This is a genomic window from Nisaea sp., assembly GCF_965216895.1.
Taxonomy (GTDB): domain Bacteria; phylum Pseudomonadota; class Alphaproteobacteria; order Thalassobaculales; family Thalassobaculaceae; genus Nisaea.
On sequence record NZ_OZ244205.1, the window covers coordinates 2,877,633 to 2,902,070 of the forward strand.

A 24,438-nucleotide genomic window follows, 5' to 3' on the forward strand; every position below is an offset into this window, starting at 1 on the left:
CACTCCGCTGTCCGTAGAAATCCGATGATCCAGAACCCCAAGGCCCGCCGCCTGCTCGCCGCCGTGCGCGGCAGGACCGTCGCGATCATGGGCGGCTCCTTCAATCCGGCGCATGAGGGCCATCTCGATATCGCCCTGCTGGCGCTGCAGAAGCTGCGCGCGGACGAGGTCTGGTGGATGGTCTCGCCGCAGAACCCGCTGAAGACGGCGGACGGCATGGCCCCGTTCGAGGCCCGCAAAGACTCCGCCGAACGGATGGCGCGAGGGCATCCCCGGATCAGGGTCACCGATATCGAGGTGCTGCTCGGCACGCGTTTCACCGCCGACACGCTAGGTACCCTCATCGCCGGCGCGCCCTTCACCCGTTTCATCTGGGTGATGGGCGCCGACAACCTGGTCGGCTTTCACCGCTGGGCACAATGGCAACAAATCTTCAACAGTGTCGTCATTGCAGTTTTCGACCGTCCAACCTATTCTTTAAGGGCCTTGTCGGGCCCGGCGGCCCGCCGCTTTGCCAAGGCCCGCCACCGGCAACGTTCCGGCTGGCGTCTCGGCAGACGACGGGCACCGGCGTGGGTGTTCTTTCACACCCCGCTGAACGCGTTGTCCGCGACCAGCATCCGCTACGGATCGGATCGTCCGGACGGCAAATGTCGAACCCGACAAAAGCAGTGAGTGGGTGTCGCCCCGTTACGGCGGTCCCGTAGTGTTATCGGCTTAGCGCCTTTTGGCGCGAAAGGAGACAGTCATACAGAAAAAAGCCGCTCTCCCGTCCCGGGAAAGCCTCGTCGAACTGGCCTCTCGCTCGCTCGACGACAGCAAGGCCGAGGATCTGGTCGTCATCGACCTCGAAGGCAAATCCTCCATCAGCGATCACATGCTGATCGCAAGCGGGCGCTCCAGCCGCCAAGTCGCCGCCATGGCGGAACATCTCGTCGAAAAGCTCAAATCAGCCGGTGTGAAAGGCATCTCCGTCGAGGGCCAGTCGCAGGGCGACTGGGTTCTGATCGATGCCGGCAACATCATCGTGCATCTCTTCCGGCCGGAAGTCCGCGAGTTCTACGGGCTCGAGAAGATGTGGGGCGGCGAGCTGCCGGCGCAGGCCACGGTTGTCCAGATCGGTGACGCCGCCGGGGCCCGCGAGCTTGCCCACGCCTGAGACCTGACCGGATCGGGGCACGGCACCGGTAGCACGCAGAGGCGCCCGCCCGGCACCTGCGGTCCGGAGGTATGAGATTGTGAGACTGACCGTCGCCGCGGTCGGCAAGGCGCGCCGCGACGTGCATGCCGATTTGTTCGCCCATTACCGCAGCCGCCTGACCTGGCCGCTCGAGCTGAAGGAAGTGGATGTCCGCCGCAAGCTGCCGCCGGAGCAGCTGCAGCAGGAAGAAGCCAGCCAGTTGCTGGCGCAGGTTCCGGACGGCGCGATCGCCGTGGCGCTCGACGAACGCGGCAGGACGCTGTCGAGCGCCGAGTTCGCGGAAAAGATCGGCATCTGGCGGGACGAGGGCGTGCGCGACATCGTCTTCCTGATCGGCGGCGCCGCCGGTCATCACGAAAGCTGCCGCACGCGGGCCGACCTGCTGCTCTCCCTCGGCCGCGCGACCTGGCCGCACATGCTGGTGCGCGGGATGATCGCCGAGCAGCTCTACCGCGCGCAGCAGATTCTCGCCGGACATCCCTATCATCGGGAATGACCGGCGCCCCCGATCACGTTATAACCGCCAAATCATGACCGATCAGACACAGATACCGCGTCCCGTCATCCTCTGCATCATGGATGGATGGGGCCAGCGCGCCGAGCGCGACAACAATGCCGTCCTGCTCGCGAACACGCCAAATGTCGACCGCCTCGCAGCCGCCGGTCCGAGCGGGCGCATGCGCGCCAGCGGCGCCGATGTCGGCCTGCCGGACGGGCAGATGGGCAATTCCGAGGTCGGCCACATGAATCTCGGCGCCGGCCGCGTCGTCATGCAGGACCTCCCGCGGATCGATGCCGCCGTCGCCGACGGCTCGCTCGCGAAGAATCCGGAGCTTCTGAAGCTGATCGACGCAGCAAGAGCCGGCACGGGCCGCTGCCACCTGCTCGGCCTGACCTCGCCGGGCGGCGTGCATGCCCACGAGTCCCACATCGCCGCCCTCGCCCGCAGCCTGACGGAAGCCGGCGTCGAGGTACTGGTACATGCCTTCCTCGACGGCCGCGACACACCGCCGAAGAGTGCGCGCGGCGATATCGAAAGGCTGCTGGCCGATCTGCCCGAAGATGCCCGCATCGCCACGATTTCCGGCCGCTTCTATGCGATGGACCGGGACAAGCGCTGGGAACGCGTGGAGCAGGCCTACAAGGTCATTGCGGAAGCGGAAGGAAACAAGGCCGCGGATCCGCTCGCCGAGATCGACCGCGCCTACGCCGCCGGCGAGACCGACGAGTTCGTCAGCCCGGCCGCGCTGCCGGGTTATGACGGGGTGCGCGACGGCGACGTCCTGCTGTCCGCCAATTTCCGCGCCGACCGGATGCGGGAGATCCTGGCCGCCCTGCTCGATCCGGCGTTCGACGGTTTCGCGCGCGAACGCCCGCCGTCCTTCGCGGCTGCGGCCGGCATGGTGAGCTACTCGGCCGCGCTGGATCCGTTCCTCTCCGTCCTCTTTCCCGCCATCGAGCTCCGCAACACGCTCGGCGAGACCGTCGCGAATGCCGGTCTGACCCAGCTCCGCATGGCGGAGACCGAGAAATATCCGCATGTCACCTTCTTCCTCAACGGCGGGCGCGAGGAGGTCTTCGAGGGCGAGGACCGGATCATGGTACCGTCGCCAAAGGTGCGGACCTACGACCTTCAGCCGGAAATGTCGGCGCCGGAAGTGACCGAAAAACTGGTCGCGGCGATCGAGAACGGGACGTACGACCTCATCGTCGTCAACTACGCCAACCCGGACATGGTCGGCCATACCGGCAGCCTGGACGCCGCGATCAAGGCGGTGGAGACCGTCGACGACGCCGTCGGACAGATCGAGGCGGCGCTGAAGCGTGTCGGCGGCTGCATGTTCCTGACCGCGGATCACGGAAATTGCGAGCAGATGCTGGATCCGGCGACCGGCGGACCGCACACCGCGCACACCACCAATCTGGTGCCGACGGTGCTGGTCAATGCACCGGCGGGAATCGGGGCGCTGGCGACCGGACGTCTCGCCGATGTCGCACCGACCCTGCTCGAACTCATGGGCATCGAGCAGCCGGCTGAGATGACCGGGACATCGATGCTCCGCGCCAGCGCCGCGAGCGCGGCGGAGTAGCGCCGGCCGGATATGGGGAAAGCGGCCAGAAAGTTTCGGGGACCGCTCGCCGCATTCCTTCCGATCGCCGTCGGCGCCGCGCACTTGGCCATGGCCGCCGAACCGCTCCCCGATCCCGAACAGCTCGACGAAAATCTCAAGAAGGTCGAACGCGCCCTTGAGCAGGGTTCGGCGCGCAAGCGCGATCTCGACCAGCTCGCGGACAGCGTCGAGAGCGAGCTGCAGCGCCTGCGCCAAGCCCTCGTTGTCGCCGCCGAAGCGACCCAGGAACGCGAGGCCGAGCTGACCGCCGTCGAGAGCAAACTTGACCAACTGAAGACCGAACGGGAGACGAGCCTCGGTTCGCTTGCCGTCAAGAAACAGCAGCTCGCGCGGGTCTCGGGCGCGCTCCGGCGGCTCGCGGCCCGTCCGCCGGTTGCGATGATCGCCTCGCCGGCGGATCCGCTAGACACCGTCCATACCGCGATGCTGCTCGGCGCCGTCCTCCCGGACCTGCAGCTGGAGGCCGCACGCCTGTCCGCCGAGATCGCCCGCCATGCCGCGGTCGAGCGCGAGATCCGCGAAGAGCAGGAACGTCTGGCTGCCGCCGGCGCCGCCCTCGAGGAAGAGCGCCGCCGGGTCGCCGCGCTGCTCGACGCGAAGCAGGCGGCGAGAGAATCAATGGCCGCCGAACGCACGGCCGTCGCCGACAGGCTGAACGAGCTGGCCGCCTCGGCGCGGGACCTTCGCGACCTGATGCAGCGGGTCGAGCAACACCGGGCGAACAGCGATTCGGCCCGCAAGCGCCTCAATTCCATCGTCGGAGGCGGCGGCCAGCCCTCGGAGGAGAGCGCCGTCGCGCCGGGGGCCACCCCGCCGTCAGCGGGGCCGCCATCGGCGGGCGTGACGGACTTCGTCGCCAAACTGCCAAGCGGGCCCGGTATCGCAAGCAACAAGGGCGATCTCACCTATCCCGCCGCTGGAAGGATCAGCCAGCGATTCGGTGCGGCGAACGCCCTCGGCCTGACCGAACGCGGGGTCGTGATCGCGACCCGGGAGCAAGCTCAGGTGGTCGCGCCTTTTGACGGAAAAGTCATTTATGCCGGGCCGTTTCGCGGATATGGTCAGATTGTGATGATTGAACATGGCGACGACTATCTTACCTTGATGGCGGGTATGTCCTCGGTTGATGTTCAGGTTGGACAGGGTGTGCTCGCGGGCGAGCCGGTGGCCCGCATGGGCCCGGCCGGAACCGGGGCGGAGGGGACGGAGGGACTCTATGTGGAGTTTCGCCACAATGGTGCCCCGATAGATCCGCTACCGTGGTGGTCCGCGCGCACGAACAAGGTAAGGCGATGATGAAATCGATCCGTCAGATGAAATCCTGGTCCCGGGCAGCCCTCTTGGGCGCCGTCGCCGTAACCGCCCTGCTGGCGGTGCCGGAGATAGAGCGCGCGGTTGCCCAGTCCGAGAACGACACCGATACCTACCGTCAGCTCAGTCTGTTCGGCGACGTCTTCGAGCGGGTCCGTTCGGAATATGTCGAGCAGGTGAGCGACCAGGAGCTGATCGAAGCCGCGATCAACGGCATGCTGACGTCGCTCGATCCGCATTCCAGTTTCCTGAATTCCAAGAGTTTCCGCGACATGCGGGTGCAGACCAAAGGCGAGTTCGGCGGCCTCGGGATCGAGGTCTCGATGGAGAACGGTCTGGTCAAGGTGGTCTCGCCGATTGACGACACGCCGGCGGCCAAGGCCGGACTGCAGCCGGGCGACCTGATTACCCATCTCGACGGCGACCCGGTGCTGGGCCTGACCCTCGGCCAGGCGGTCGAGAAGATGCGGGGACCGGTCGATTCCGACCTGACGATTTCCATCCGCCGCAACGGCGCAGAGCCGTTCGACGTGACGCTCACCCGCGCGGTCATCAAGATCCGCTCGGTCCGCTCGCGGACGGTCGACGATGTCGGGTATATCCGCATCACCACCTTCAATGAGCAGACGACGTCCGGCCTGCACAGCGCGATCGAGGAGATCAAGGCTGAAATGGGCGACGAACTCACCGGCTATGTGATCGACCTCAGGAACAATCCGGGCGGTCTTCTGGACGAGGCGATTTCGGTCTCCGACACCTTCCTTGAGCAGGGCGAGATCGTCTCCACCCGTGGCCGCGATCCGGAGAATGCCTCCCGCGTCCATGCCAAGCCGGGCGACCTTACCGACGGCAAGCCGCTCGTGGTGCTGATCAACGGCGGATCCGCCTCGGCTTCGGAGATCGTCGCCGGCGCGTTGCAGGACCATCGCCGCGCGATCCTGCTCGGCACCCAGAGCTTCGGCAAGGGTTCGGTGCAAACCATCGTTCCGCTCTCCGGTCAGGTCGCGATGCGACTGACGACGGCGCGCTATTACACGCCGTCCGGGCGCTCCATCCAGCAGACCGGAATTGCGCCGGATATCGACGTGCCGCTGGCCCGGATCGAGAAGCTCGACAACAGCCGGGGTCGTCGCGAGGCGGACCTTCGCGGCGCGCTTAACAATCCGAACGGAAACGGGGCGGCCGAACCGGACGCCGTGAACGGTGACGACGCGGCACAGCCTCCGGAACAGGCCGATTACCAGCTCGCACGGGCGATCGACCTGTTGCGCGGCATCAATCTCTATCGTCAACGCATCGTGAATTGAAGCTCCCCATACCCAAAATAAGCCTGAAGCTTCCGGCGCTCCCCTTTCGAAAGAGGAGCCCGGATGCGGAGGCTGAGGTCGGTCCCGCGGGACCGGGAAAACTCGGACGCATTCTCAGACTCGCCGGGACCGCCCTGCTCGGGATCTCTGTGATCGGCGGACTCGGCGCCGTAATTGGCTGGCTCGTGGTCAACGGTCCGGACACCGTCGCCGAACGGGATGCCCGGCGTCCGGAGCTTACGGTTCAGATCCTCGCAGAAGGGGAACAGCCGGAGCCGAACTCAAGCCTCGACACTATGGCGGCGAAGCAATCCGAAGGACACGGCGGAATGGCAGCCGGGTCCGAGGGTGAGGCGGGCGATCAGGGGACTCCAGGGGCGCCCGGGGACGGACAGGGAGAAGTGGCGGGAACGATGCCTCCCGAGCAGCAGGGCCCCCGCTTTGAACTCGCCTTGGTCGAGGAGACCGAAAAGGGCATGCTCCCGATCGTCGCTCCGGACGGGCGCACGGCCTGGGAGACGTATGCGCGCCCGTTCGAGGCCGACCCCTCGCGGCCCCGTATCGCCATCATCATGACCCGGATGGGCATCTCCCGTTCCCTGACGGAAGCCGCGATCGAATTCCTGCCCGCGGAGATCTCGTTCTCCTTCTCGACCACGGCGTCCGATCTCGACGACCAGGTCGCGCTGGCCCAGAAGGCGGGGCACGAGGTTTTTCTCGACGTTCCGATGGAACCGTTCGGCTATCCGGCGAACGATCCCGGCCCGACCACCCTGCTCACCTCCCTCAGCGCCGTCGACAACCTGAACCGCCTGGAGTCGATGCTCGGCCGGACGGTCGGCTATGCCGGCGTGATCGGTGTCAAAGGCTCCCAGTTCACGACCGACGAGGAAGCCCTGACACCGGTACTCTCGGTCCTGAAGGAGCGCGGCCTCATGTATGTCGACAGTGCAGCGTCCTCGCGGACGATCGCCCTCGAGATCGCCGGTACGCTCCAGCTTCCGCGCGCCATCGCCAACTGGCGCATCGACGACAGTCCGGCATTGGCCGAGATGCAACGCCGGCTCTCCGCGCTGGAACGCACCGCGCAACGGTCGGGATTTGCACTCGGCGTGGTGCCGCCGTTGCCGATCACGATCGATCTCCTGGCCTCCTGGGCGGCAACATTGCCGGAGCGCGGCCTGGTCCTTGCACCCGCCACGGCGCTCGCGAACAAGCAAAGCCTGCGCTAGGGAGCCACGGAGAGATCCCCATGTCCACAGATCCGTCAACGCTGCCATACCGGCGGAATGTCGGTATCGTTCTGATCAATGACGATGGAGAGATCTTCATCGCCCGTCGGGCCGACTTCCGCCCCGAGGCCTGGCAGATGCCTCAGGGCGGCATCGACGAAGACGAGACCCCGCGGGAGGCCGCCTTGCGTGAGCTGGCCGAGGAAACCGGCGTCACCGCCTGCGAGCTGCTGGCCGAGACCCCCGGCTGGCTGACCTACGACCTGCCGAGGGAGGTGCTCGGAAAGGCACTCAAGGGACGCTACAGGGGACAGAAGCAGAAATGGTTCCTCGCCCGGTTCAGAGGCAGGGACAGCGACATCGATCTTGCCGGAGATACCGTCGAGTTCGACGCCTGGCGTTGGGCCGGCAGCGACGAGGTGCTTGCTCTGATCGTCGATTTCAAGCGGCCGGTCTATCAATCGGTGATTGATCATTTTACGACCTATCTGAAGCGCTAGTCGTCTTGCCATCGCGCACGGTGCTGCTAGGCTGGCAGCTTCCGGGTGCCGGACTCCGCGTTCCACAACGAATTCGGCCAACGACTTGACCCATTTTGCGATACCGAGGGGCGATGGCCGCGGGCAGCGACACCCTACCGCAGACATTCGAGCGCAGGGGAACCTGCGTTCCGCTGATCTCCGTGCCCGCGTTCAATCACCTGCGGGTGCGCGAGTATGTCAGCAGCCGCGGCAGGCTCCTCGAGGCCACGATTCCGAATTTCTCGGGCACGCGGCGCGGCGAGTTCGCCATCGTGGACTGGAAGCAGCTTCCCAGCATGGGAACCATGTCCGAGCGGGACGAAGAGGTTCACGCGCGCATCATGGAGACGCGCAGCGCCCTGGATCTCGATCCGGTCAATATCCGCGCGATCCTTCAGCAGGCCGACTCGGCCTACAATCCGGACGAGGAACGTCGGCGCGAAGCGCGCGAACAGGCCCAGCGCGACATTGAGGAACGCGAGATCGTCCGGATGTCCTGCATCGCACAGATGACACGCGAATGCGGCGTCGCCCAGGGCGATACCTTCATGGCGCGGGCCAGCACGCAAACGCTGCTCAATCTGATGTCCGGAAAGAGCGCGATTGCGGATTTCCGCATGGAAGAGCTGATATCCAAGGTCATGTCGCATACCGCCCTCAGGGCCGGCTGCGCGGTGGAGGATGTGCGCGACTGGCTGGAGCCGCTTGTCGGACTGATCGCGCCCTTCGGTTCCGTCGCCTCGAAGACCGAGAAACGCACCGACGGATTTCTCTTCCGCCAGCACCTGCGTCTGCTCGATTTCCGCGGGTCGCTCAAGCTCTATGCCGTCGAGGCCCGGCCGGAGGTCTCCGATTCCGTCGACCTTATTCTCAGGGTGCTGGACCAGACCATCGGGTTTGTGAGTGAGCGCATCGTGAAGCTGGATTCGCTGCTGGCGAGCATCGCCGGCATGTTCCAGCAGGTCGACAATTCCGTCGACCAGCTTCAGAAACTGCGGCGGGATGTGGCCTACGGCCTCGACGGCTGGGACGATCTCGTTTCGGTCTGGCTCGACGCCAGTGAGAACAGCCATCTGATCGGCGGCGAGAAGGGACTGGAGCGGGCGATTGCCCACATCCTCTGGCACCTGCCGGTGATTCCGTACAAGGAGTTGCACGGCGATTCGTTCGACACCCAGTCCTCCGTCGAGCGAGCCCGCGTCAAGCTGGTGAGCCAAATGCATTCCTGGCAGACGGATGAACTCGATCTCGAGCTGAAGGACCGGATGGATAAGGCGAAATCCAAGAAGGACGACGGCAGATCCCGCTGGGAAACCTCATAAAGAAACGGCCGGCAAGAGCCGGCCGTGTCCCTGTCAAACGTTCCCCTGCCTCAGTGGCTGGCAGCCGCGCGCATCGCTTCGAGGACGGTGATGCGGGCCTCGAGCCGCTCGCGCTCGAGATCCGCTTTCGCGTCCTTCAGGTCGTCGCGCAGATCCGCGAGATCCTTGTCGACCCTGGCCACATCGACATCCGACAGCGGCAGGGCCTCTTCGGCGAGAACCGTGCAGCGGGTCTCGGTGACTTCCGCGAATCCGCCGGCAACGAAGATGCGCTCGGCAACCGAGCCCTTCTGATAGACGTCGATCACACCGGGCCGCAGTGTCGAGATCATCGGCGCGTGGCGCGGCAGCACACCGAAATTACCTTCCGCACCCGGGACCACGACCATTTCGGTCTCTTCCGAGTAGAGAAGCTTTTCCGGCGATACCAGTTCGAACTGTGTCGTCTCGGCCATCGTTATGGCTCCACTCCGTTAGACGGACGCGATCAGGCCGCTTCCGCCGCCATCTTCTTGGCCTTCTCGACGGCTTCCTCGATGGTGCCGACCATGTAGAAGGCCGCTTCCGGAAGATCGTCGTACTCGCCGGCAACGATACCCTTGAAGCCCTTGATGGTGTCTTCGAGGGAAACGAGCTTGCCCGGGGAGCCGGTGAACACCTCGGCAACGTGGAACGGCTGCGAGAGGAAGCGCTGGATCTTGCGGGCGCGGGCCACGGTCAGGCGGTCTTCTTCCGACAGTTCGTCCATGCCGAGAATGGCGATGATGTCCTGCAGCGACTTGTAGGTCTGCAGCACTTCCTGCACCGAACGGGCGACTTCGTAATGCTCGTCGCCGATGATCCGCGGATCGAGCATCCGGGAGGTGGAGTCGAGCGGGTCGACCGCCGGGTAGATGCCGAGCTCGGCGATCTGACGGCTGAGAACCGTGGTCGCGTCAAGGTGCGAGAAGGACGTGGCCGGCGCCGGGTCGGTAAGGTCGTCCGCCGGCACGTAAATGGCCTGCACCGAGGTGATCGAGCCCTTCTTGGTCGTGGTGATGCGTTCCTGCAGCGTACCCATGTCAGTCGCGAGGGTCGGCTGGTAGCCCACCGCCGACGGGATACGGCCGAGAAGCGCGGACACTTCGGAACCCGCCTGCGTGAAGCGGAAGATGTTGTCCACGAAGAACAGCACGTCCTGGCCTTCCTCGTCGCGGAAATACTCGGCCTGGGTCAGACCGGTCAGCGCAACGCGGGCGCGGGCGCCCGGCGGTTCGTTCATCTGGCCATAGACCAGCGCGGCCTTGGAGCCTTCGCCGTCCGGCTGGATAACGCCGGACTCCACCATCTCGTGGTAGAGATCGTTACCTTCACGGGTCCGCTCTCCGACGCCCGCGAACACGGAGTAACCGCCGTGCGCCTTCGCGACGTTGTTGATCAGCTCCATGATCAGAACCGTCTTGCCGACGCCGGCGCCGCCGAACAGGCCGATCTTGCCGCCCTTGGCGTACGGCGCGAGCAGGTCGACGACCTTGATCCCGGTAACCAGGATCTCGGCTTCCGTGGACTGCTCCTCGAAGGCCGGGGCCGAACGGTGGATCGGGAAGGTCTTCTTGGTCTTCACCGGCGCACCCTCGTCGACCGGATCGCCGATGACGTTCATGATGCGGCCGAGTGTTTCCGGTCCGACCGGAACCATGATCGGGGACCCGGTGTCCTCGACCGGCTGGCCGCGCACCAGACCTTCGGTACCGTCCATGGCAATGGTCCGCACCGTGTTCTCACCGAGGTGCTGAGCGACCTCCAGAACCAGCAGGTTGTCGCCGTTTTTCGTGTGCAGGGCGTTCAGGATCGCCGGAATTTCACCGTCGAACTGAACGTCGACAACGGCGCCGATAACCTGTGTGACTTTGCCTGTCGCATTCTTAGCCATAAGTCAGCTCCAAACCTCTATCCGGGAAATCCGGATCCTCGTTAATTCCTTGGACCGAGTTCTTCTTCCGGCGCGGCCTAGACGGCCTCCGCACCGGAGATGATCTCGATAAGCTCTTTCGTGATGGCCGCCTGGCGCGCCCGGTTGTAGTTCAGCGTCAGCTTGTCGATCATGTCGCCGGCGTTCCGCGTGGCGTTGTCCATCGCGGTCATCCGGGCTCCATGTTCGCTGGCGTTGCTTTCCAGCAGCGCCGTAAAGATCTGGGTCGCGACGTTGCGCGGCAGCAGGGCCGCGAGGATCGCTTCCTCGTCCGGCTCATACTCGTAGAGCGCACCGCTCTCTGTTCCGGCCGCGGCTTCGTCGGCTTCCGGCATGCTCGCGGGAATGATCCGCTGCTCGGTGACGATCTGCGTCATCGCCGACTGGAAACGGTTGAAGAGCACGGAACAGACGTCGAACTCCTCGTCCTCGAACATCTTCAGGATGCCCGCGGCGATCTCGTCCGCACTGGAGAAGGCGACGCCCTTGCGGGTCACGTCCTGCACCGCATTGACGATCATATCGCCGAACTCGCGCTTCAGGGCGTCACGGCCGCGCTTGCCGACGCAATAGAGCTTCACCGTCTTGCCGTCCGCGCGCAACGCCCGGATCCGGCGCCGGGCGGCCCGGATGATCGTGCTGTTGAAGCCGCCGCAAAGACCGCGGTCCGCGGTGAAGACGACGAGCAGATGCACGTCGTCCTTCCCGGTTCCGGCCAGCAGCTTGGGGCCGCCGGTCTGCGACGCGGCACCGGCCAGCGACGCGATCATGCGGTTCATCCGCTCGGCATACGGCCGAGAGGCCTCCGCCTGCTCCTGGGCACGGCGCAGCTTGGCGGCCGCGACCATTTTCATGGCCGATGTGATCTTCCGCGTCGACTTGACGCTGTTGATCCTGATTTTCAGGTCCTTGAGGCTGGGCATCTTTGCTCCCCGGCTCGACTAGCGTCGGATCCTTACGCGAAGGTCTTGGCGAAGCCGTCGAGGAACGCCTTCAGCTTTTCTTCGGACTCCGAGGAAAGCGCCTTCTCGTTCCGGATCGTTTCAAGGATGTCCTTGCCCTTGGCGCGGATCTCGGAAAGGTAGGCTTGCTCGAAGCGGGTTACATCGCCGAGCGGCAGCTCGTCGAGATAGCCGCGCACACCCGCGAAGATGATCGCCACCTGCTCCTCGACCGCGAGCGGCGAGTATTGCGGCTGCTTCAGCAGTTCTGTCAGTCGGGAACCGCGGGCCAGCAGCTTCTGCGTGATCGGATCGAGGTCCGACGCAAACTGCGCGAAGGCCGCCATTTCACGATACTGGGCAAGCTCCAGCTTGATGGTACCGGCAACCTGCTTCATCGCCTTGATCTGGGCGGCGGAGCCGACGCGGCTGACCGAGAGGCCGACATTCACCGCCGGGCGGATGCCCTGGTAGAACAGTTCGGTCTCGAGGAAGATCTGGCCGTCGGTGATCGAGATCACGTTGGTCGGAATATAGGCGGAGACGTCACCGGCCTGGGTTTCGATGACCGGCAGAGCGGTCATGGAACCGGCGCCCTGGTCGTCGTTCAGCTTCGCCGCGCGCTCGAGCAGGCGGGAGTGCAGATAGAACACGTCACCAGGGAACGCTTCACGTCCCGGCGGGCGGCGGAGCAGCAGGGACATCTGGCGATAGGCGACAGCCTGCTTGGACAGATCGTCATAGACGATGACCGAGTGCATGCCGTTGTCGCGGAAATACTCGCCCATGGTGCAGCCGGTATAGGGCGCGAGATACTGCATCGGCGCCGGCTCGGACGCGGTCGCGGCCACGACGATGGAGTAGTCCATCGCGCCGTAGTCCTCGAGCGTCTTCACGATCTGGGCGACGGTGGACCGCTTCTGACCGATCGCGACATAGATGCAGAACAGCTTCTTGCTGTCATCGTCGCCCGCGGCATCGTTCACGGCCTTCTGGTTGATGAAGGTATCGACGGCGATCGCGGTCTTGCCGGTCTGACGGTCACCGATGATCAGCTCACGCTGGCCCCGGCCGACCGGAATCAGGCTGTCGATGGCCTTGAGGCCCGTCTGCATCGGCTCGTGCACGGATTTCCGCGGCATGATGCCCGGCGCCTTCACTTCGACGCGCTTGCGCTCGACATCCTTCAGCGGGCCCTTGCCGTCAATCGGGTTGCCGAGACCGTCGACCACGCGACCGAGCAGGCTCTTGCCGACCGGAACGTCGACAATGGCACCGGTCCGCTTGACGGTGTCGCCTTCCTTGATGCCGCGGTCTTCGCCGAAGATAACGACACCGACATTGTCGTCTTCAAGGTTCAGCGCCATGCCCTGGACGCCGCCCGGGAACTCGACCATCTCGCCCGCCTGGACCTGGTCGAGGCCATAGACACGGGCGATACCGTCACCGACGGAGAGAACCTGACCGACTTCGGCCACCTCTGCTTCGGTTCCGAAATTCGCGATCTGGTCCTTCAGGATCGAAGAAATCTCAGCGGCGCGGATATCCATCAGCCAACACCTTTCATAGCAAGTTGCAGACGCTGCAGCTTGGAACGGATTGAGTTGTCGATCATGCGCGAACCGACGCGCACGATGAGTCCGCCGATCAAAGCCGGATCGACGGAGAGATTTACGGCGACCTTCTGACCGACCGCCTTCTTCAGCGCGTCGGTCACGTCGGCAAGCTGCTCGTTGCTCAGCTCGACGGCGGAGGTCACATCGGCCGTGACTTCACCGCGGCGTGCGGCGAGCTCGGCAAGGAATGCGGTGATCATCGCGTCCAGCGCGAAAAGGCGCCGGTTGCCCGCGACGGTCCCGATGAATTTCTGGGTGAGGGCCTGAGCGCCCATCTTTTCGAGAACGGCCGTGATGCCGCGCGTCTGCTCATCCCGGGAAAGCACGGGAGAGCGGACCAGGCGCAGAAGCTCCGGGCTCTCGATCAGGGCCTGCCGCAGCGACCGGAGATCGTCCGCAACAGCGTCCAGAGCTTTCTCGCCGTCCGCCAGCTCATAGAGGGCGGACGCATATCTTCCGGCCAAGCCTGTCGTTTCGGAAGCCACCAGAGAACGCCTCTTCTTCCTGAGATATCACCGGGTTACCGGGTCTGGATCGGACCAGACCGGTTCTCGGCGAATATTGACCAAAAATTACCCTCGTCGACGGCAGTTTCCGCCGAGCGCGGCGGTTCTCTAGCATAGTGGTTCAGCCCGTGCAAGCGGTCCCTTCCGGCTTCCCGCATGGCGCATCCTCCGGGGCGGATCGGCCCGGAACTCAGAGGAAACTGTAGGGGTCGATATCGACCGTAACACGGACGGCGGCTGGGATCTCCACCCGCGAAAGCCAGGCTCTCAGAACCGCCTGGATATTGATCTCGCGCCGGGTCTTCACCAGGAGGCGCCGGCGGTGCCTGCCACGCAGCAGCGCGAGCGGCGCCGGCGCCGGCCCGAGAATGGCGACACCCTCCAGATCGGGCGCCGCGCGCCCGATCCGGCTGGCCACCATGTCGGCCTGGTTCGGATCGGCGGCGCTGACAATGAGACCGGCAAGGCGGCCGAAGGGCGGCATGCCTTGGCGTTCCCGCGCCGCCGCCTCCTCGGCGAGAAACCCGTCCCGGTCCCAGGCGGCAAGCGCCTTGAGCACTGGGTTTTCCGGCTGGTGGGTCTGCAGAAGGACCCGGCCCGGATGCGCCGCCCGTCCGGCCCGGCCCGAAACCTGGTGAAGCAGCTGGTAGGTGCGTTCCGCGGCGCGAAGATCGCCCCCGGCAAGACCAAGATCGGCATCGACAACGCCGACTACGGTCAGTTTCGGGAAGTGGTATCCCTTGGCCACGATCTGCGTGCCGAGGATGATATCGACCTCGCCCTCGTTGACGCTGCGCACGAATTCCGCCGCCGCGGCCGGACCGTTCAGCGTGTCGCTCGAGACGATCTGGAAGCGGGCCTCGGGAAAGAGCGCGGCCACTTCCTCCGCCATCCGCTCCACGCCGGGGCCGCTGGCGACGAAACTGTCCTCAGCCGCGCAGGACGGACATGCCTTCGGAAGGCGGGCGCTGTAGCCGCAATGATGGCACTGCAGGCGGCCGAGCAGCCGGTGCTCGACCAGCCAGGCGGAGCAGCTCGGGCATTCCAGCCGGTGGCCGCAGCTGCGGCAGAGGGTCAGCGGCGCATAGCCCCGGCGGTTCAGAAACACCAGCGACTGCTCGCCCGCCTCGAGCGCCGCCGTCATGGCGTCGATAAGCGGCCGGGAGAGCCAGCGCCCCCGCTCCGGCTGGTGGCGCCGGAGATCGACGAGTTCCACCGACGGCAGGGTGGCCGCGCCGTGCCGCGCGGTCAGGCGGAGATGGACGTAGCGGCCCTGTTCGGCATTCCGCATGCTCTCCAGCGCCGGGGTCGCCGAGACCAGCACCACCGGACAGGGCGTCAGGCTGGCCCGCACCACCGCCATGTCGCGACCGTGATAGACCACGCCCTCCTCCTGTTTGTAGGCGGATTCGTGCTCTTCATCGACGACAATGAGACCGAGGTCGGTGAACGGCAGGAACAGGGCGGACCGGGCCCCCACCAGCACCCGCACCTTGCCTTCCGCCACCGCGCGCCAGGTGTGGCGGCGGCGGCGCGGCTTCAGGTCCGAATGCCATTCCGCGGGCCGGACGCCGAAACGCGCTTCGAAACGGTTGAGCCACTCCGAAGAAAGCGCGATTTCCGGCAGCAGCACCAGCACCTGCCTGTTCCGCCGAAGCGCTTCGGCCACCGCCTCGAAATAGACCTCGGTCTTGCCCGCACCGGTCTCGCCATCAAGCAGCAGGGCGGAGAACTCTTCCGCCCCCACCGCTTCGGTCAGCGTTTCCGCCACGCACGCCTGCTCCTGCGACAAGGGCGTCTCGCGGTGGCGTTCCGGATCGGGATCGGGGAACGGCGCGTCGGCCGGAAGCGCCACGCTTGTCAGTCCCCCGCCTTCGGCGAGCCCTTTCACGACGGAGGTGCCGACGCCGGTCTCGTCAGCGATCTCCCTGGCCGTGCGGGGCGGGCCGTCTTCCAGCAGCGCAAGAACACGCCGGCGGGCGGACGTCACGCGAAGACCGAGCGCTTCGACGGCCTCGGGGCCGCCCGGAAGCGCTGTGTAGGCGGTCACCGGTTTCGCCGGCTCGAAGGCGTCGGGCACGCTGATCGCCATGCGCAGCACCGCGCCCTGGGCCGACAGCGTGTAGGAGGCGACCCAGTCGACCAGCCGGATCACCGGCTCCGGCAGGGACGGTACCGGAAGCCGGCGGATCACCGGCTTCAGCCGCTCCCGCGCCACCTGGCCGCTCCCCGACGCTTCCGGCACCTGCATGTTCCAGATCACGCCGAAGGTACGCCGGTTGCCGAGCGGAACCTCGACAATGCTGCCGAGCGTCAGGTCGGACTCCGCCTCGGCGAGATAGTCGTACGGCCCCGCGAGCGGCAGCGGGATGAGCACCTGGATGCGGCGGAGTTCGTCTTGGAACAGATCGGACATGGAGCGGAGTGTGGCCGGGTGGGGACGCCCGGGCAACAGGTTCGCCAGACCCCGCGGGCAGCTGCTGAAGAAGCTGGGGCCGGAAACATGTCCGTCACTGGCACGGCACCCGTGTATGCGCTAGACTCGCCCGGTCGATTCGGTCATACGGGGCCCGGATTCACCACCTGCCGAGGATACAGGACGACATGAAATTCTTCATCGACACCGCCGACGTTGCGGAGATCAAGGATCTGGCCGAGACCGGTCTCGTGGACGGGGTCACGACCAACCCGTCGCTGATCGCGAAATCGGGCCGCCCGATCCTCGAGGTGATCAAGGAGATCTGCGCCATCGTCGACGGCCCGGTCAGCGCCGAGGTCACCGCGACCGATCACGCGACGATGCTGAAGGAAGGCCTTCTGCTCTCGAAGCTGGCCGACAATATCGCCGTGAAGGTGCCGCTCACCGTCGACGGTCTGAAGACCTGCAAGGCGCTTTCCGACGACGGCATTCCGGTGAACGTCACGCTCTGCTTCTCGGCCGGCCAGGCCCTGCTCGCCGCCAAGGCCGGCGCCGCCTTCATCTCGCCCTTCGTCGGCCGGCTCGACGATATCGGCACCCCCGGCATGGATCTGATCGCCGAGATCGCCGAGATCTACGCCAATTACGATTTCGACACCGAGATCCTGGTCGCCTCCGTGCGCGGCCCGCAGCACGTGATCGACGCCGCCAAACTCGGCGCCGACGTCGCCACCGTGCCGCCTGCCGTGCTGCGCAGCCTCTATAATCATCCGCTCACCGACAAGGGCCTCGACGCCTTCATGAAGGACTGGGCGAAAACGGGGCAAAGCATCCTCTGAGCAGGAAGGACGGGCCATGACAAGCAAGGGATCCGCGGCGGAGCCGGGCAAGAGCGTGAAAGAGGCGGCGAACCGGCCGGCTCCGACGCTCACGGCCGAACAGGTCGCGGATTACCTGTCGGCCCATCCGGACTTCCTGGTCTCCCACCCGGAGCTGATCGACATCCTGACCCCGCCGAGCCGAACCAGCGGCGAGGCGGTGGTCGACATGCAGCATTTCATGCTCGAACGGCTCCGCTCGGAGAACCAGCGCCTGAAGGACTCGCATGCCGGGCTGATCGCCACGGCACGCGGCAACCAGACGACGCAGAACCGGATCCACGCGGCGGTGTTGCGCATCGTTGCCGCAACTTCCTTCGACAATCTGATCCAGACCGTGACCATCGATCTGCCGGTCATGCTCGGCATCGACGTGGTGACGATCTGCATCGAGGCCGGCGACGTGCCGATCCCGAAGGCCTACGCCTCGGGGGTACGGTCGATCCCGGCGGGCACGATCGACCGCAAGCTCGGTGCCGGCAAGGACGTGCTGTTGGTGGCCAATGTGGATGGCGACGAGGAGATTTTCGGCTCTGCGGCGGGGCTGGTTTCCTCGATGGCGCTCGCCCGCATCCAGGTCAGCCCGCACTCGCCGGTGGGCCTGATGGCCTTCGGCACCCGGGACAGCGAGGCCTATCATCATGGCCAGGCGACAGAGCTGCTGAGCTTCCTCGCCCGCACCACGGAACTGACCATCCGGCAATGGCTGAACCTGCCGGGCTAGCGGCGCCCGACCGCCCCCAGAAAAAACCGGCTGACCTGCCGGGAGCGGTTGCCGCCTGGAGACTTTGGCTGGCGAGCGAGAAACGCGCCTCCGCCCACACCACCGGCGCCTACGAACGGGATCTCGAGGGCTTCCTCGACTTTCTGCGCGACCATCTGGGCCAGCCTCCGGAGATCGCCGATCTCGCCGCCCTCAGAACGGCCGACTTCCGCGCCTGGCTGGCGCGCCGCGCCTCCGGCGGCTACGCCAAGACCTCGACCGCCCGTGCGCTTTCCGTCGTGCGCGGCTTCTTCCGCTTTCTCGAGCGGCGGGATGTACTCTCGAACGCCGCGATCTTCGCGATTCGCGGTCCCCGCATTCCGGCCTCGGTACCGAAGGCGCTGACGGTCCCGGAAGCGGCGGACGCGCTGGAAGCGGTCGGCGAACTCGCCGCCGAGCCCTGGATCGCAGCGCGCGACGTGGCGCTTGTCTCCCTGCTCTACGGTGCGGGACTGCGCATCGGCGAGGCGCTCGCGCTCAACCGCGACGACGTGCCGAAGGGCGACACGCTCGCTGTCACCGGCAAGGGCAACAAGCAGCGCATCGTGCCGATCCTGCCCGCAGTCCGATCCGCCATCGAGGATTATCTCGCCCGCTGCCCCTACCGAGGAGGTCCGGAGGACCCGCTCTTCCTCGGCGCCCGCGGCAAGCGTCTGCAGGCCGGGGTCGCACAGCGCACCATGCGGCTGGCGCGCGGCTGGCTCGCCCTGCCGGAAACGGCGACTCCGCATGCCCTGCGCCATTCCTTCGCCACCCACCTTCTCGCGGGCGGCGGCGATCTGCGGGCGATCCAGGAACTGCTCGGCCATGCCTCGCTCGCCACCACGCAGCGCTATACCAGTGTCGATGCCGAACGGCTGATGGACGTCCACCGCCGTGCCCATCCGCGGGACCGGTAGGGTCTTCAGTTCCGGAAGAAGATCAGCTTGCGGTTCTCTTCCCAGTCCGGCACCCAGAAATAGTGGTGCAGATCGCACATTCCGTCCTCGACGATGATCGCCAGGGGACAGGCGCCCTCGACCCCGAGCAGCTCGCGCGCCTCGGCTCCGGTGAATTGCTCGAGCGAGATCTGCGGCGGCGGGGTTCCGGTGCCGCACAAGCCCGCCTGATACGCGCTGTCGAAGGGCGCGACGACGGACTCGGAGACCAGCTGCCCCTCCTCCCGCGCGACGACCACAAGCAGGAAGCTCGGGCCGTCCGGATTGTCGTGACCGACATAGCCCGCGACCTTGTCCTCCTGCCCGTCGCAGGTCACGTCCCCGGTCAGCACCTGCCAGTCATAGGCATGAACATTCTGTCCGCCATGGAAGCGCATCTCGCCCTGCAGCTCGGCGTCGGTAACGTCCTGGGCCCGGACGCACCCGGAACCGAGCATGGCGACGAGCGCCACAACAAGTGACAATCGAATCCGTCCGTTCATCACATTCCGGCCCCCGCCTTCGTTCAGTTCCTCACCAGCAGGAGCCGGTCATCCCGCCCCCGCGCCGCACTCCAGAAATAGCGGTGCGGTTCGCAGAGCCCGTCATCGATCCTGACGGCGATAGGGCAGACGTCCTCGATCCCGCTCAGGGCCCGCGCCTCTTCCGCCGTCAACCGCTCCAGACTCATCACCGGCGCCGGCTTTCCCTCGCCGCAGAGCCCGTCCTCGTGCCGGTCGTCGAAGTAAGTGAACTTCGCATCGGAGACGAGCCGGCCCTGTTCCCTGGCCACTACGGCGAAAAAGAAACCGAGCCCCTCCGGGTTGTCCAGATCGACATAGCCGGCCACCATGTCGGCGGCGCCGTCGCAGGTGACGTCTCCGGTCAGCCGCTGCCAATCGTAGAGGAAGGCGTTCTGGCCGCCCCGGACGCGCATTTGGGACGCCAGATCGCCATCGGAAACATCCTGCGCCGCCGCGCCGGGCAAAACCGCGCCGAACAGGACCAGCGCCAGACAGATCACTCTCATACCCAGACCCTTTTCACTGCTCTTGCGCGCTCCGGGCCGCTCGGACATGCTCGTCTTCGTCAGATCCGACCGGCGGTTTTCGTCTCCCGTGTCGCAAGACCGGCCGCCACAATAATGATCCCGTTGAATGAAGGAAGAGCCGATGCCGGAAATCGCGCACAAGGGCTACAGGCCGACGATCTGGGAAGAGCTCGCGGGTGCGCCGCATCCCTCGCTCAGCTTCCAGAGCTCCTTCTGGCATTCCGTCGCACCGGCAGGGCCGGCAGCGCAGCGCCTCGCCGGCGAGGCGCGGACGGAGATCGCGGTCGTCGGCGGCGGTTTCCTCGGCCTGTCGGCCGCGCTGCATCTCGCCGAAGCCGGGCGCACGGTGACGCTCCTGGAAGCCGACGAAGCCGGCTTCGGGGCGTCCGGCCGCAATACCGGGTTCGTCGTGCCGAATTTGCTGACCTCGGTCGATCTCGACGATGTTCGGGGAGAATTCGGAGCTGAAAAAGCGGACCTGCTGCTCCGCATGCTCGGCGAAAGCGGCGAACTGGTCTTCGACCTGATCCGGCGCCACGGGATCGACTGCTGGGCCAAGCAGACCGGTTGGATGCAACCGATCCATTCCCCGGTGAAGCGGGACTGGCTCGAAGAGCGGGTGCGGCGGTGGCAGGATCTCGGCCGCCCGGTGAAGCTGCTCTCGCGCGAGGAAGCGGTCGCCGAGACCGGCTCCGAGGCCTATCACGGCGCCTTTCTCGATCCGACCGGCGGTCACCTGAACCCGCTCGCCTTCGTCCGCGGCCTCGCCGCGGCAGCGGTGAAAGCCGGGGTCACGCTCTTTATCGACAGCCGGGCGAAAGAGATCGGCAGGCACGGCGCCGAATGGCGCCTGAAGACAGATCACGGGACCCTCGTCGCGGACAAGGTCCTGCTCGCCACGAATGGGACCGGCGGCGGGCTCGCGCCACGCGCCGAAGGAACCCAGTTCCCGATCACCCTGTTCCAGGTCGCGACCCAGCAGCTCGACCCGGACCTGCGGAAAAGCGTGCTGCCGAACGACCGCTGCTCGGCGGACACCCGCAAGGAACTGATCGCCTACCGCTGGACCGACGACAACCGGATCGTCACCGGCGGCCTGCTGGGCAATCCCCTCGGCTCCACAGACCGGGGGCGCAGCTATCATCTGCGCCGCCTGGAGGCCCTGCTGCCGCAACTGCCGGAACTCCGGGCCGACTTCGCCTGGCAGGGCCGGATCGCGGTCGCCCGGAACTACATGCCCCGGCTGATGCGGCTCGGCGACGGTGCCTTCTCGGCCATCGCCTGCAACGGCCGCGGCATCGCCATGACCACGGCGCTCGGCCGCAAGCTCGCGCTCTGGCTCGACGGCGGCTCGAACGAGGACCTGCCGCTGCCGGTCACCGACCCGGACCCGGTGCTGTTCCCGAAGCTGGCCCCGCTTGCCTTCTCGCTCTGGCTGCCGTTCAGCCGGCGTCAGGATGCGAGGGATTTACGGAGTTCCTAAGTTTTCACCGCCGTAATCTCCATGCAAACGGGGATGACGGCCGAATGTGGGTGCATATGCACACAAACAGAAACCGCGGCCCGGAGGCCGCGGTTTCCGTATCGGTATCGGAATTTCGGATCACATATGGATCGCGGACTTGCTGACCGCGAGACCGGCTTCCTTGACCGCTTCCGCCAGTGTCGGGTGGCCGTGGCAGATCCGGCCGATGTCCTCGGCCGAACCGCCGAAGGCCATGACCGCGGCGATCTCGTGGATCAGATTGCCCGCTTCCGGGCCCATGATATGGGCGCCGAGCACCGCGTCCGTCTTCTTGTCGGCGAGGATCTTCACGAAACCCTCGGTCATGCCGACCGACTTGGCGCGGGCATTGGCGGTGAAGGGGAAGGACCCGGCGCTGTACTCTACGCCTGCTTCCTTCAACTGCTCCTCGGTCTTGCCGATGCTCGCCACTTCCGGCCAGGTGTAGACGATGCCGGGGACGAGATTGTAATCCACGTGACCGGACTGGCCGGCCATGGTCTCGACCGCGGCGACGCCGTCTTCCTCGGCCTTGTGCGCCAGCATCGGACCCTTGATCACGTCGCCGATGGCGAAGATACCCTCGACATTGGTTTCGAAATCCGCATCGACCTCGATGAACCCGCGCTCGTCCATCTTCACGCCGGCCTTGTCGAGGCCGAGCCCCTCGGTGAAGGGACGACGGCCGATGGCGACCAGCACCACATCCGCCTCGATGGTCTCCTGATCGCCGCCCTTGGCGGGCTCCGCGGTCAGGCTGACGCCGGTCTTGGTCTTTTTCGACGCGGTCACCTTGGTGCCGAGCTTGAAGGCGATGCCCTGCTTCTGCAGCACGCGCTGGAACTTCTTCGCGATTTCGCCATCCATGCCCGGGACGATGCGGTCGAAGAACTCGACCACGGTGACCTTGGCGCCGAGGCGGGCCCAGACCGAGGCCATCTCGAGCCCGATCACGCCGCCGCCGATCACCACGAGATGTCCGGGAACTTTTGAGATCTCAAGCGCGCCGGTGGAGGTGACGATCTTCTTCTCGTCCACCTCGAGACCCGGCAGCGGGGTCGGCTCGGAGCCTGTGGCGATCAGGACGCGCTCGGTCTTGAGCACCTCCTTCTTGCCCTTTTCCGGGGTGACCTCGACCTCGGTCGCGGATTTCACCACGGCGCTGCCGGTCTTCCAGTCGATCTTGTTCTTCTTGAACAGGAAGGCGACGCCGCTGGTCAGCCCCTCGACCACGCTCGCCTTGTTCGCCATCATCTGCTTCAGATTCAGCTTCACGGAGCCGAGGTCGACGCCGATCTCCTTCAGGTGATCCTGCGCCTCGGCAAATTTCTCCGAGGAGGAAAGCAGCGCCTTGGAGGGGATGCAGCCGACATTGAGACAGGTCCCCCCGAGGGTCGCGCGCTTCTCGACGCACGCCACTTTCATGCCCAGTTGCGCGGCGCGGATCGCGGCCACATAGCCGCCGGGGCCCGCACCGATGACGACGAGATCGTAGCTGTCAGCCATGATGAATTGCTTTCTTGTCAGCTCGTTCGGGAGGAAGCCGCGCGCGGGCCGGACCCGCGCGCGTGCGGGTTACATGTCGATCAGCAGGCGGCGCGGATCTTCCAGTGCGTCCTTCACGCGGACAAGGAACGTAACCGCCTCGCGGCCGTCGATGATGCGGTGATCGTAGCTCAGCGCCAGATACATCATCGGCCGGATCTCGACTTTGCCGTTCACGACCATCGGCCGCTCCTGGATCTTGTGCATCCCGAGGATGCCGGACTGCGGAGGATTCAGGATCGGGGTCGACATCAGCGAGCCGTAGACGCCGCCGTTGGTGATGGTAAAGGTGCCGCCCGTCATGTCCTGCATGGTGAGCTTGCCGTCCCGCGCCTTGCGGCCGAGATCGCCGATACCTTTTTCGACCTCGGCGAAGTTCAGCTTGTCGGCATCGCGCAGCACCGGCACGACCAGGCCCTGCGGCGTGCCGACCGCGACACCGATATCATAGTAATTCTTGTAGATCAGCTCGTCGCCGTAGATCTCGGCATTGACCGCCGGCAGCTCCTCGAGGGCGGCGATGCAGGCCTTCACGAAGAAGGACATGAAGCCGAGCTTCACGCCGTGCTTCTTCTCGAAGCCGTCCTTGTAGAGATTGCGCAGCGCCATGACCTCGCCCATGTCCACCTCGTTGAAGGTGGTGAGCATCGCGGCGGTGTTCTGCGCGTCCTTCAGGCGGCGGGCGATGGACTGGCGCAGGCGCGTCATCCGCACCCGCTCCTCCCGCGGATCCTCGGCGCGCGGCGGCAGCGGGCCGGCCGCGGCCGGCGCGGCACCGGCCGGGGCGGAAGCAGTCGCCTTCGCGGTGCCGGCCTCGATCGCGGCCAGCACGTCACCCTTCACCAGGCGGCCGTCCTTGCCGGTCGGCTTTATCTTGGCCGGATCGAGATTGTTGTCCTCGACCAGCTTGCGCACGGCCGGGGACAGGGTCTTCACCTCGTAGCTGCCGGCAGCGGCGGCGGGCGCGGCGGCCGGGGCCGGCGCAGACTTCGGCGCTTCCTTGGCCGCCTCGGGGGCCGCCTCTTCCTTCTTTGCCTCGGCCGGCTTGGCCGCGGGTTCGGCCTTCTTCGCCGGTGCGGCGCCTTCGGCGATCACGCCGAGCAGCGCGTCGACGCCGACGGTCGCGTCCACGTCCGCGACGATTTCCTGCAGCGTACCGGCGGCCGGCGCGGGAACTTCGAGCGTGACCTTGTCGGTCTCCAGCTCGACCAGGGGCTCATCGGCCTCGACCGCGTCCCCGACGGCCTTCATCCACCGTGCCACCGTTGCCTCGGACACCGATTCCCCGAGAACCGGTACCTTGATTTCCGTCGCCATATCT

Annotated in this window: 23 protein-coding genes; 13 read left to right on the forward strand and 10 right to left on the reverse strand. The window is 66.0% G+C overall.

All coding sequences use genetic code 11. The features are described 5' to 3' along the window. Positions 1 to 24: 24 nt before the first annotated feature. The 9 genes from ACOOE1_RS13895 to ACOOE1_RS13935 all read left to right on the forward strand — a co-directional run bounded on the left by ACOOE1_RS13895 (position 25) and on the right by ACOOE1_RS13935 (position 9,026). A complete protein-coding gene (locus ACOOE1_RS13895; protein ID WP_420402793.1) occupies positions 25 to 675 on the forward strand; it encodes a nicotinate-nucleotide adenylyltransferase in 651 nt (216 codons plus the stop codon). Between the two features lie 52 nt (positions 676 to 727). Next, positions 728 to 1,159, forward strand: coding sequence for a ribosome silencing factor (rsfS, locus tag ACOOE1_RS13900; protein WP_420402794.1), 432 nt, complete (start codon positions 728 to 730; stop codon positions 1,157 to 1,159). A 79-nt stretch (positions 1,160 to 1,238) separates the two neighbouring features. Then, on the forward strand, positions 1,239 to 1,697 hold the full coding sequence (gene rlmH, locus ACOOE1_RS13905; protein WP_420402795.1) for a 23S rRNA (pseudouridine(1915)-N(3))-methyltransferase RlmH: 459 nt from the start codon (positions 1,239 to 1,241) through the stop codon (positions 1,695 to 1,697). A 34-nt stretch (positions 1,698 to 1,731) separates the two neighbouring features. Continuing rightward, a complete protein-coding gene (gpmI, locus tag ACOOE1_RS13910) occupies positions 1,732 to 3,291 on the forward strand; it encodes a 2,3-bisphosphoglycerate-independent phosphoglycerate mutase (RefSeq protein ID WP_420402796.1) in 1,560 nt (519 codons plus the stop codon). 90 nt (positions 3,292 to 3,381) lie between these two features. Next, positions 3,382 to 4,629, forward strand: coding sequence for a murein hydrolase activator EnvC family protein (locus ACOOE1_RS13915; RefSeq protein ID WP_420402797.1), 1,248 nt, complete (start codon positions 3,382 to 3,384; stop codon positions 4,627 to 4,629). Continuing rightward, entirely contained in the window at positions 4,629 to 5,951 is a 1,323-nt protein-coding gene (locus ACOOE1_RS13920) for a S41 family peptidase (RefSeq protein ID WP_420402798.1), read from the forward strand. The genes ACOOE1_RS13915 and ACOOE1_RS13920 overlap by 1 nt, the downstream gene beginning before the upstream one ends. A gap of 149 nt (positions 5,952 to 6,100) precedes the next feature. Next, positions 6,101 to 7,183 (forward strand): divergent polysaccharide deacetylase family protein, encoded by a 1,083-nt coding sequence (locus tag ACOOE1_RS13925; RefSeq protein WP_420402799.1) that lies wholly within the window; start codon positions 6,101 to 6,103, stop codon positions 7,181 to 7,183. Between the two features lie 20 nt (positions 7,184 to 7,203). Beyond that, positions 7,204 to 7,683, forward strand: coding sequence for an RNA pyrophosphohydrolase (locus ACOOE1_RS13930; protein ID WP_420402800.1), 480 nt, complete (start codon positions 7,204 to 7,206; stop codon positions 7,681 to 7,683). A gap of 113 nt (positions 7,684 to 7,796) precedes the next feature. After that, entirely contained in the window at positions 7,797 to 9,026 is a 1,230-nt protein-coding gene (locus tag ACOOE1_RS13935) for a hypothetical protein (protein ID WP_420402801.1), read from the forward strand. A 50-nt stretch (positions 9,027 to 9,076) separates the two neighbouring features. On the opposite strand, the gene ACOOE1_RS13940 is transcribed toward ACOOE1_RS13935, so the two are convergent. The 6 genes from ACOOE1_RS13940 to ACOOE1_RS13965 form a co-directional block, all read right to left on the reverse strand. Next, positions 9,077 to 9,481, reverse strand: a complete 405-nt coding sequence (locus ACOOE1_RS13940) for a F0F1 ATP synthase subunit epsilon (protein ID WP_420402802.1) — start codon at positions 9,479 to 9,481, stop codon at positions 9,077 to 9,079. A 32-nt stretch (positions 9,482 to 9,513) separates the two neighbouring features. After that, the gene (atpD, locus tag ACOOE1_RS13945; RefSeq protein ID WP_420402803.1) at positions 9,514 to 10,938 is read right to left on the reverse strand and encodes a F0F1 ATP synthase subunit beta; all 1,425 of its coding nucleotides are present in this window, start codon (positions 10,936 to 10,938) and stop codon (positions 9,514 to 9,516) included. A 77-nt stretch (positions 10,939 to 11,015) separates the two neighbouring features. Next, the gene (locus ACOOE1_RS13950) at positions 11,016 to 11,900 is read right to left on the reverse strand and encodes a F0F1 ATP synthase subunit gamma (protein WP_420402804.1); all 885 of its coding nucleotides are present in this window, start codon (positions 11,898 to 11,900) and stop codon (positions 11,016 to 11,018) included. 32 nt (positions 11,901 to 11,932) lie between these two features. After that, a complete protein-coding gene (gene atpA, locus ACOOE1_RS13955) occupies positions 11,933 to 13,468 on the reverse strand; it encodes a F0F1 ATP synthase subunit alpha (protein ID WP_420402805.1) in 1,536 nt (511 codons plus the stop codon). After that, positions 13,468 to 14,019, reverse strand: a complete 552-nt coding sequence (locus tag ACOOE1_RS13960; protein ID WP_420402806.1) for a F0F1 ATP synthase subunit delta — start codon at positions 14,017 to 14,019, stop codon at positions 13,468 to 13,470. Before ACOOE1_RS13960 ends, atpA begins: the two co-directional genes overlap by 1 nt. A 211-nt stretch (positions 14,020 to 14,230) precedes the next feature. Beyond that, positions 14,231 to 16,456 carry a primosomal protein N' gene (locus ACOOE1_RS13965; RefSeq protein ID WP_420402807.1) on the reverse strand — a complete coding sequence of 742 codons (2,226 nt, stop codon included), beginning with the start codon at positions 16,454 to 16,456 and terminating at the stop codon, positions 14,231 to 14,233. Positions 16,457 to 16,644: 188 nt separating this feature from the next. Between ACOOE1_RS13965 and fsa the strand changes: the two genes are divergently transcribed. The 3 genes from fsa to ACOOE1_RS13980 are packed head-to-tail and all read left to right on the forward strand — an operon-like array spanning position 16,645 to position 18,999. After that, positions 16,645 to 17,298, forward strand: a complete 654-nt coding sequence (gene fsa, locus ACOOE1_RS13970; RefSeq protein ID WP_420402808.1) for a fructose-6-phosphate aldolase — start codon at positions 16,645 to 16,647, stop codon at positions 17,296 to 17,298. Positions 17,299 to 17,314: 16 nt separating this feature from the next. After that, positions 17,315 to 18,061, forward strand: coding sequence for a DUF484 family protein (locus ACOOE1_RS13975; RefSeq protein ID WP_420402809.1), 747 nt, complete (start codon positions 17,315 to 17,317; stop codon positions 18,059 to 18,061). Beyond that, entirely contained in the window at positions 18,040 to 18,999 is a 960-nt protein-coding gene (locus tag ACOOE1_RS13980) for a tyrosine recombinase XerC (protein ID WP_420402810.1), read from the forward strand. Before ACOOE1_RS13975 ends, ACOOE1_RS13980 begins: the two co-directional genes overlap by 22 nt. Before the next feature lie 5 nt (positions 19,000 to 19,004). Here ACOOE1_RS13980 and ACOOE1_RS13985 read toward each other — a convergent pair whose 3' ends face one another. Both ACOOE1_RS13985 and ACOOE1_RS13990 read right to left on the reverse strand, forming a co-directional pair. After that, a complete protein-coding gene (locus tag ACOOE1_RS13985; protein WP_420402811.1) occupies positions 19,005 to 19,502 on the reverse strand; it encodes a hypothetical protein in 498 nt (165 codons plus the stop codon). Positions 19,503 to 19,543: 41 nt separating this feature from the next. Then, the gene (locus tag ACOOE1_RS13990) at positions 19,544 to 20,095 is read right to left on the reverse strand and encodes a hypothetical protein (protein WP_420402812.1); all 552 of its coding nucleotides are present in this window, start codon (positions 20,093 to 20,095) and stop codon (positions 19,544 to 19,546) included. A gap of 94 nt (positions 20,096 to 20,189) precedes the next feature. Between ACOOE1_RS13990 and ACOOE1_RS13995 the strand changes: the two genes are divergently transcribed. Further along, positions 20,190 to 21,551 carry an NAD(P)/FAD-dependent oxidoreductase gene (locus tag ACOOE1_RS13995; RefSeq protein WP_420402813.1) on the forward strand — a complete coding sequence of 454 codons (1,362 nt, stop codon included), beginning with the start codon at positions 20,190 to 20,192 and terminating at the stop codon, positions 21,549 to 21,551. 120 nt (positions 21,552 to 21,671) lie between these two features. Here the strand turns inward: ACOOE1_RS13995 and lpdA are convergent, their stop codons facing one another. After that, positions 21,672 to 23,078, reverse strand: a complete 1,407-nt coding sequence (gene lpdA, locus ACOOE1_RS14000; protein WP_420402814.1) for a dihydrolipoyl dehydrogenase — start codon at positions 23,076 to 23,078, stop codon at positions 21,672 to 21,674. A 69-nt stretch (positions 23,079 to 23,147) separates the two neighbouring features. Beyond that, a complete protein-coding gene (odhB, locus tag ACOOE1_RS14005; protein WP_420402815.1) occupies positions 23,148 to 24,434 on the reverse strand; it encodes a 2-oxoglutarate dehydrogenase complex dihydrolipoyllysine-residue succinyltransferase in 1,287 nt (428 codons plus the stop codon). Positions 24,435 to 24,438 lie beyond the last annotated feature (4 nt).

Excerpts from the sequence above, each read along its gene's own strand:
- ACOOE1_RS13895 (WP_420402793.1), top strand. The coding sequence starts at position 25 with ATGATCCAGAACCCCAAGGCCCGCCGCCTGCTCGCCGCCGTGCGCGGC.
- gpmI (WP_420402796.1), top strand. The coding sequence starts at position 1,732 with ATGACCGATCAGACACAGATACCGCGTCCCGTCATCCTCTGCATCATG.
- ACOOE1_RS13915 (WP_420402797.1), top strand. The coding sequence starts at position 3,382 with ATGGCCGCCGAACCGCTCCCCGATCCCGAACAGCTCGACGAAAATCTC.
- ACOOE1_RS13920 (WP_420402798.1), top strand. The coding sequence starts at position 4,629 with ATGAAATCGATCCGTCAGATGAAATCCTGGTCCCGGGCAGCCCTCTTG.
- ACOOE1_RS13930 (WP_420402800.1), top strand. The coding sequence starts at position 7,204 with ATGTCCACAGATCCGTCAACGCTGCCATACCGGCGGAATGTCGGTATC.
- ACOOE1_RS13935 (WP_420402801.1), top strand. The coding sequence starts at position 7,797 with ATGGCCGCGGGCAGCGACACCCTACCGCAGACATTCGAGCGCAGGGGA.
- ACOOE1_RS13940 (WP_420402802.1), bottom strand. The coding sequence starts at position 9,481 with ATGGCCGAGACGACACAGTTCGAACTGGTATCGCCGGAAAAGCTTCTC.
- atpD (WP_420402803.1), bottom strand. The coding sequence starts at position 10,938 with ATGGCTAAGAATGCGACAGGCAAAGTCACACAGGTTATCGGCGCCGTT.
- ACOOE1_RS13950 (WP_420402804.1), bottom strand. The coding sequence starts at position 11,900 with ATGCCCAGCCTCAAGGACCTGAAAATCAGGATCAACAGCGTCAAGTCG.
- atpA (WP_420402805.1), bottom strand. The coding sequence starts at position 13,468 with ATGGATATCCGCGCCGCTGAGATTTCTTCGATCCTGAAGGACCAGATC.
- ACOOE1_RS13965 (WP_420402807.1), bottom strand. The coding sequence starts at position 16,456 with ATGTCCGATCTGTTCCAAGACGAACTCCGCCGCATCCAGGTGCTCATC.
- fsa (WP_420402808.1), top strand. The coding sequence starts at position 16,645 with ATGAAATTCTTCATCGACACCGCCGACGTTGCGGAGATCAAGGATCTG.
- ACOOE1_RS13975 (WP_420402809.1), top strand. The coding sequence starts at position 17,315 with ATGACAAGCAAGGGATCCGCGGCGGAGCCGGGCAAGAGCGTGAAAGAG.
- ACOOE1_RS13980 (WP_420402810.1), top strand. The coding sequence starts at position 18,040 with ATGGCTGAACCTGCCGGGCTAGCGGCGCCCGACCGCCCCCAGAAAAAA.
- ACOOE1_RS13990 (WP_420402812.1), bottom strand. The coding sequence starts at position 20,095 with ATGTCCGAGCGGCCCGGAGCGCGCAAGAGCAGTGAAAAGGGTCTGGGT.
- ACOOE1_RS13995 (WP_420402813.1), top strand. The coding sequence starts at position 20,190 with ATGCCGGAAATCGCGCACAAGGGCTACAGGCCGACGATCTGGGAAGAG.
- lpdA (WP_420402814.1), bottom strand. The coding sequence starts at position 23,078 with ATGGCTGACAGCTACGATCTCGTCGTCATCGGTGCGGGCCCCGGCGGC.
- odhB (WP_420402815.1), bottom strand. The coding sequence starts at position 24,434 with ATGGCGACGGAAATCAAGGTACCGGTTCTCGGGGAATCGGTGTCCGAG.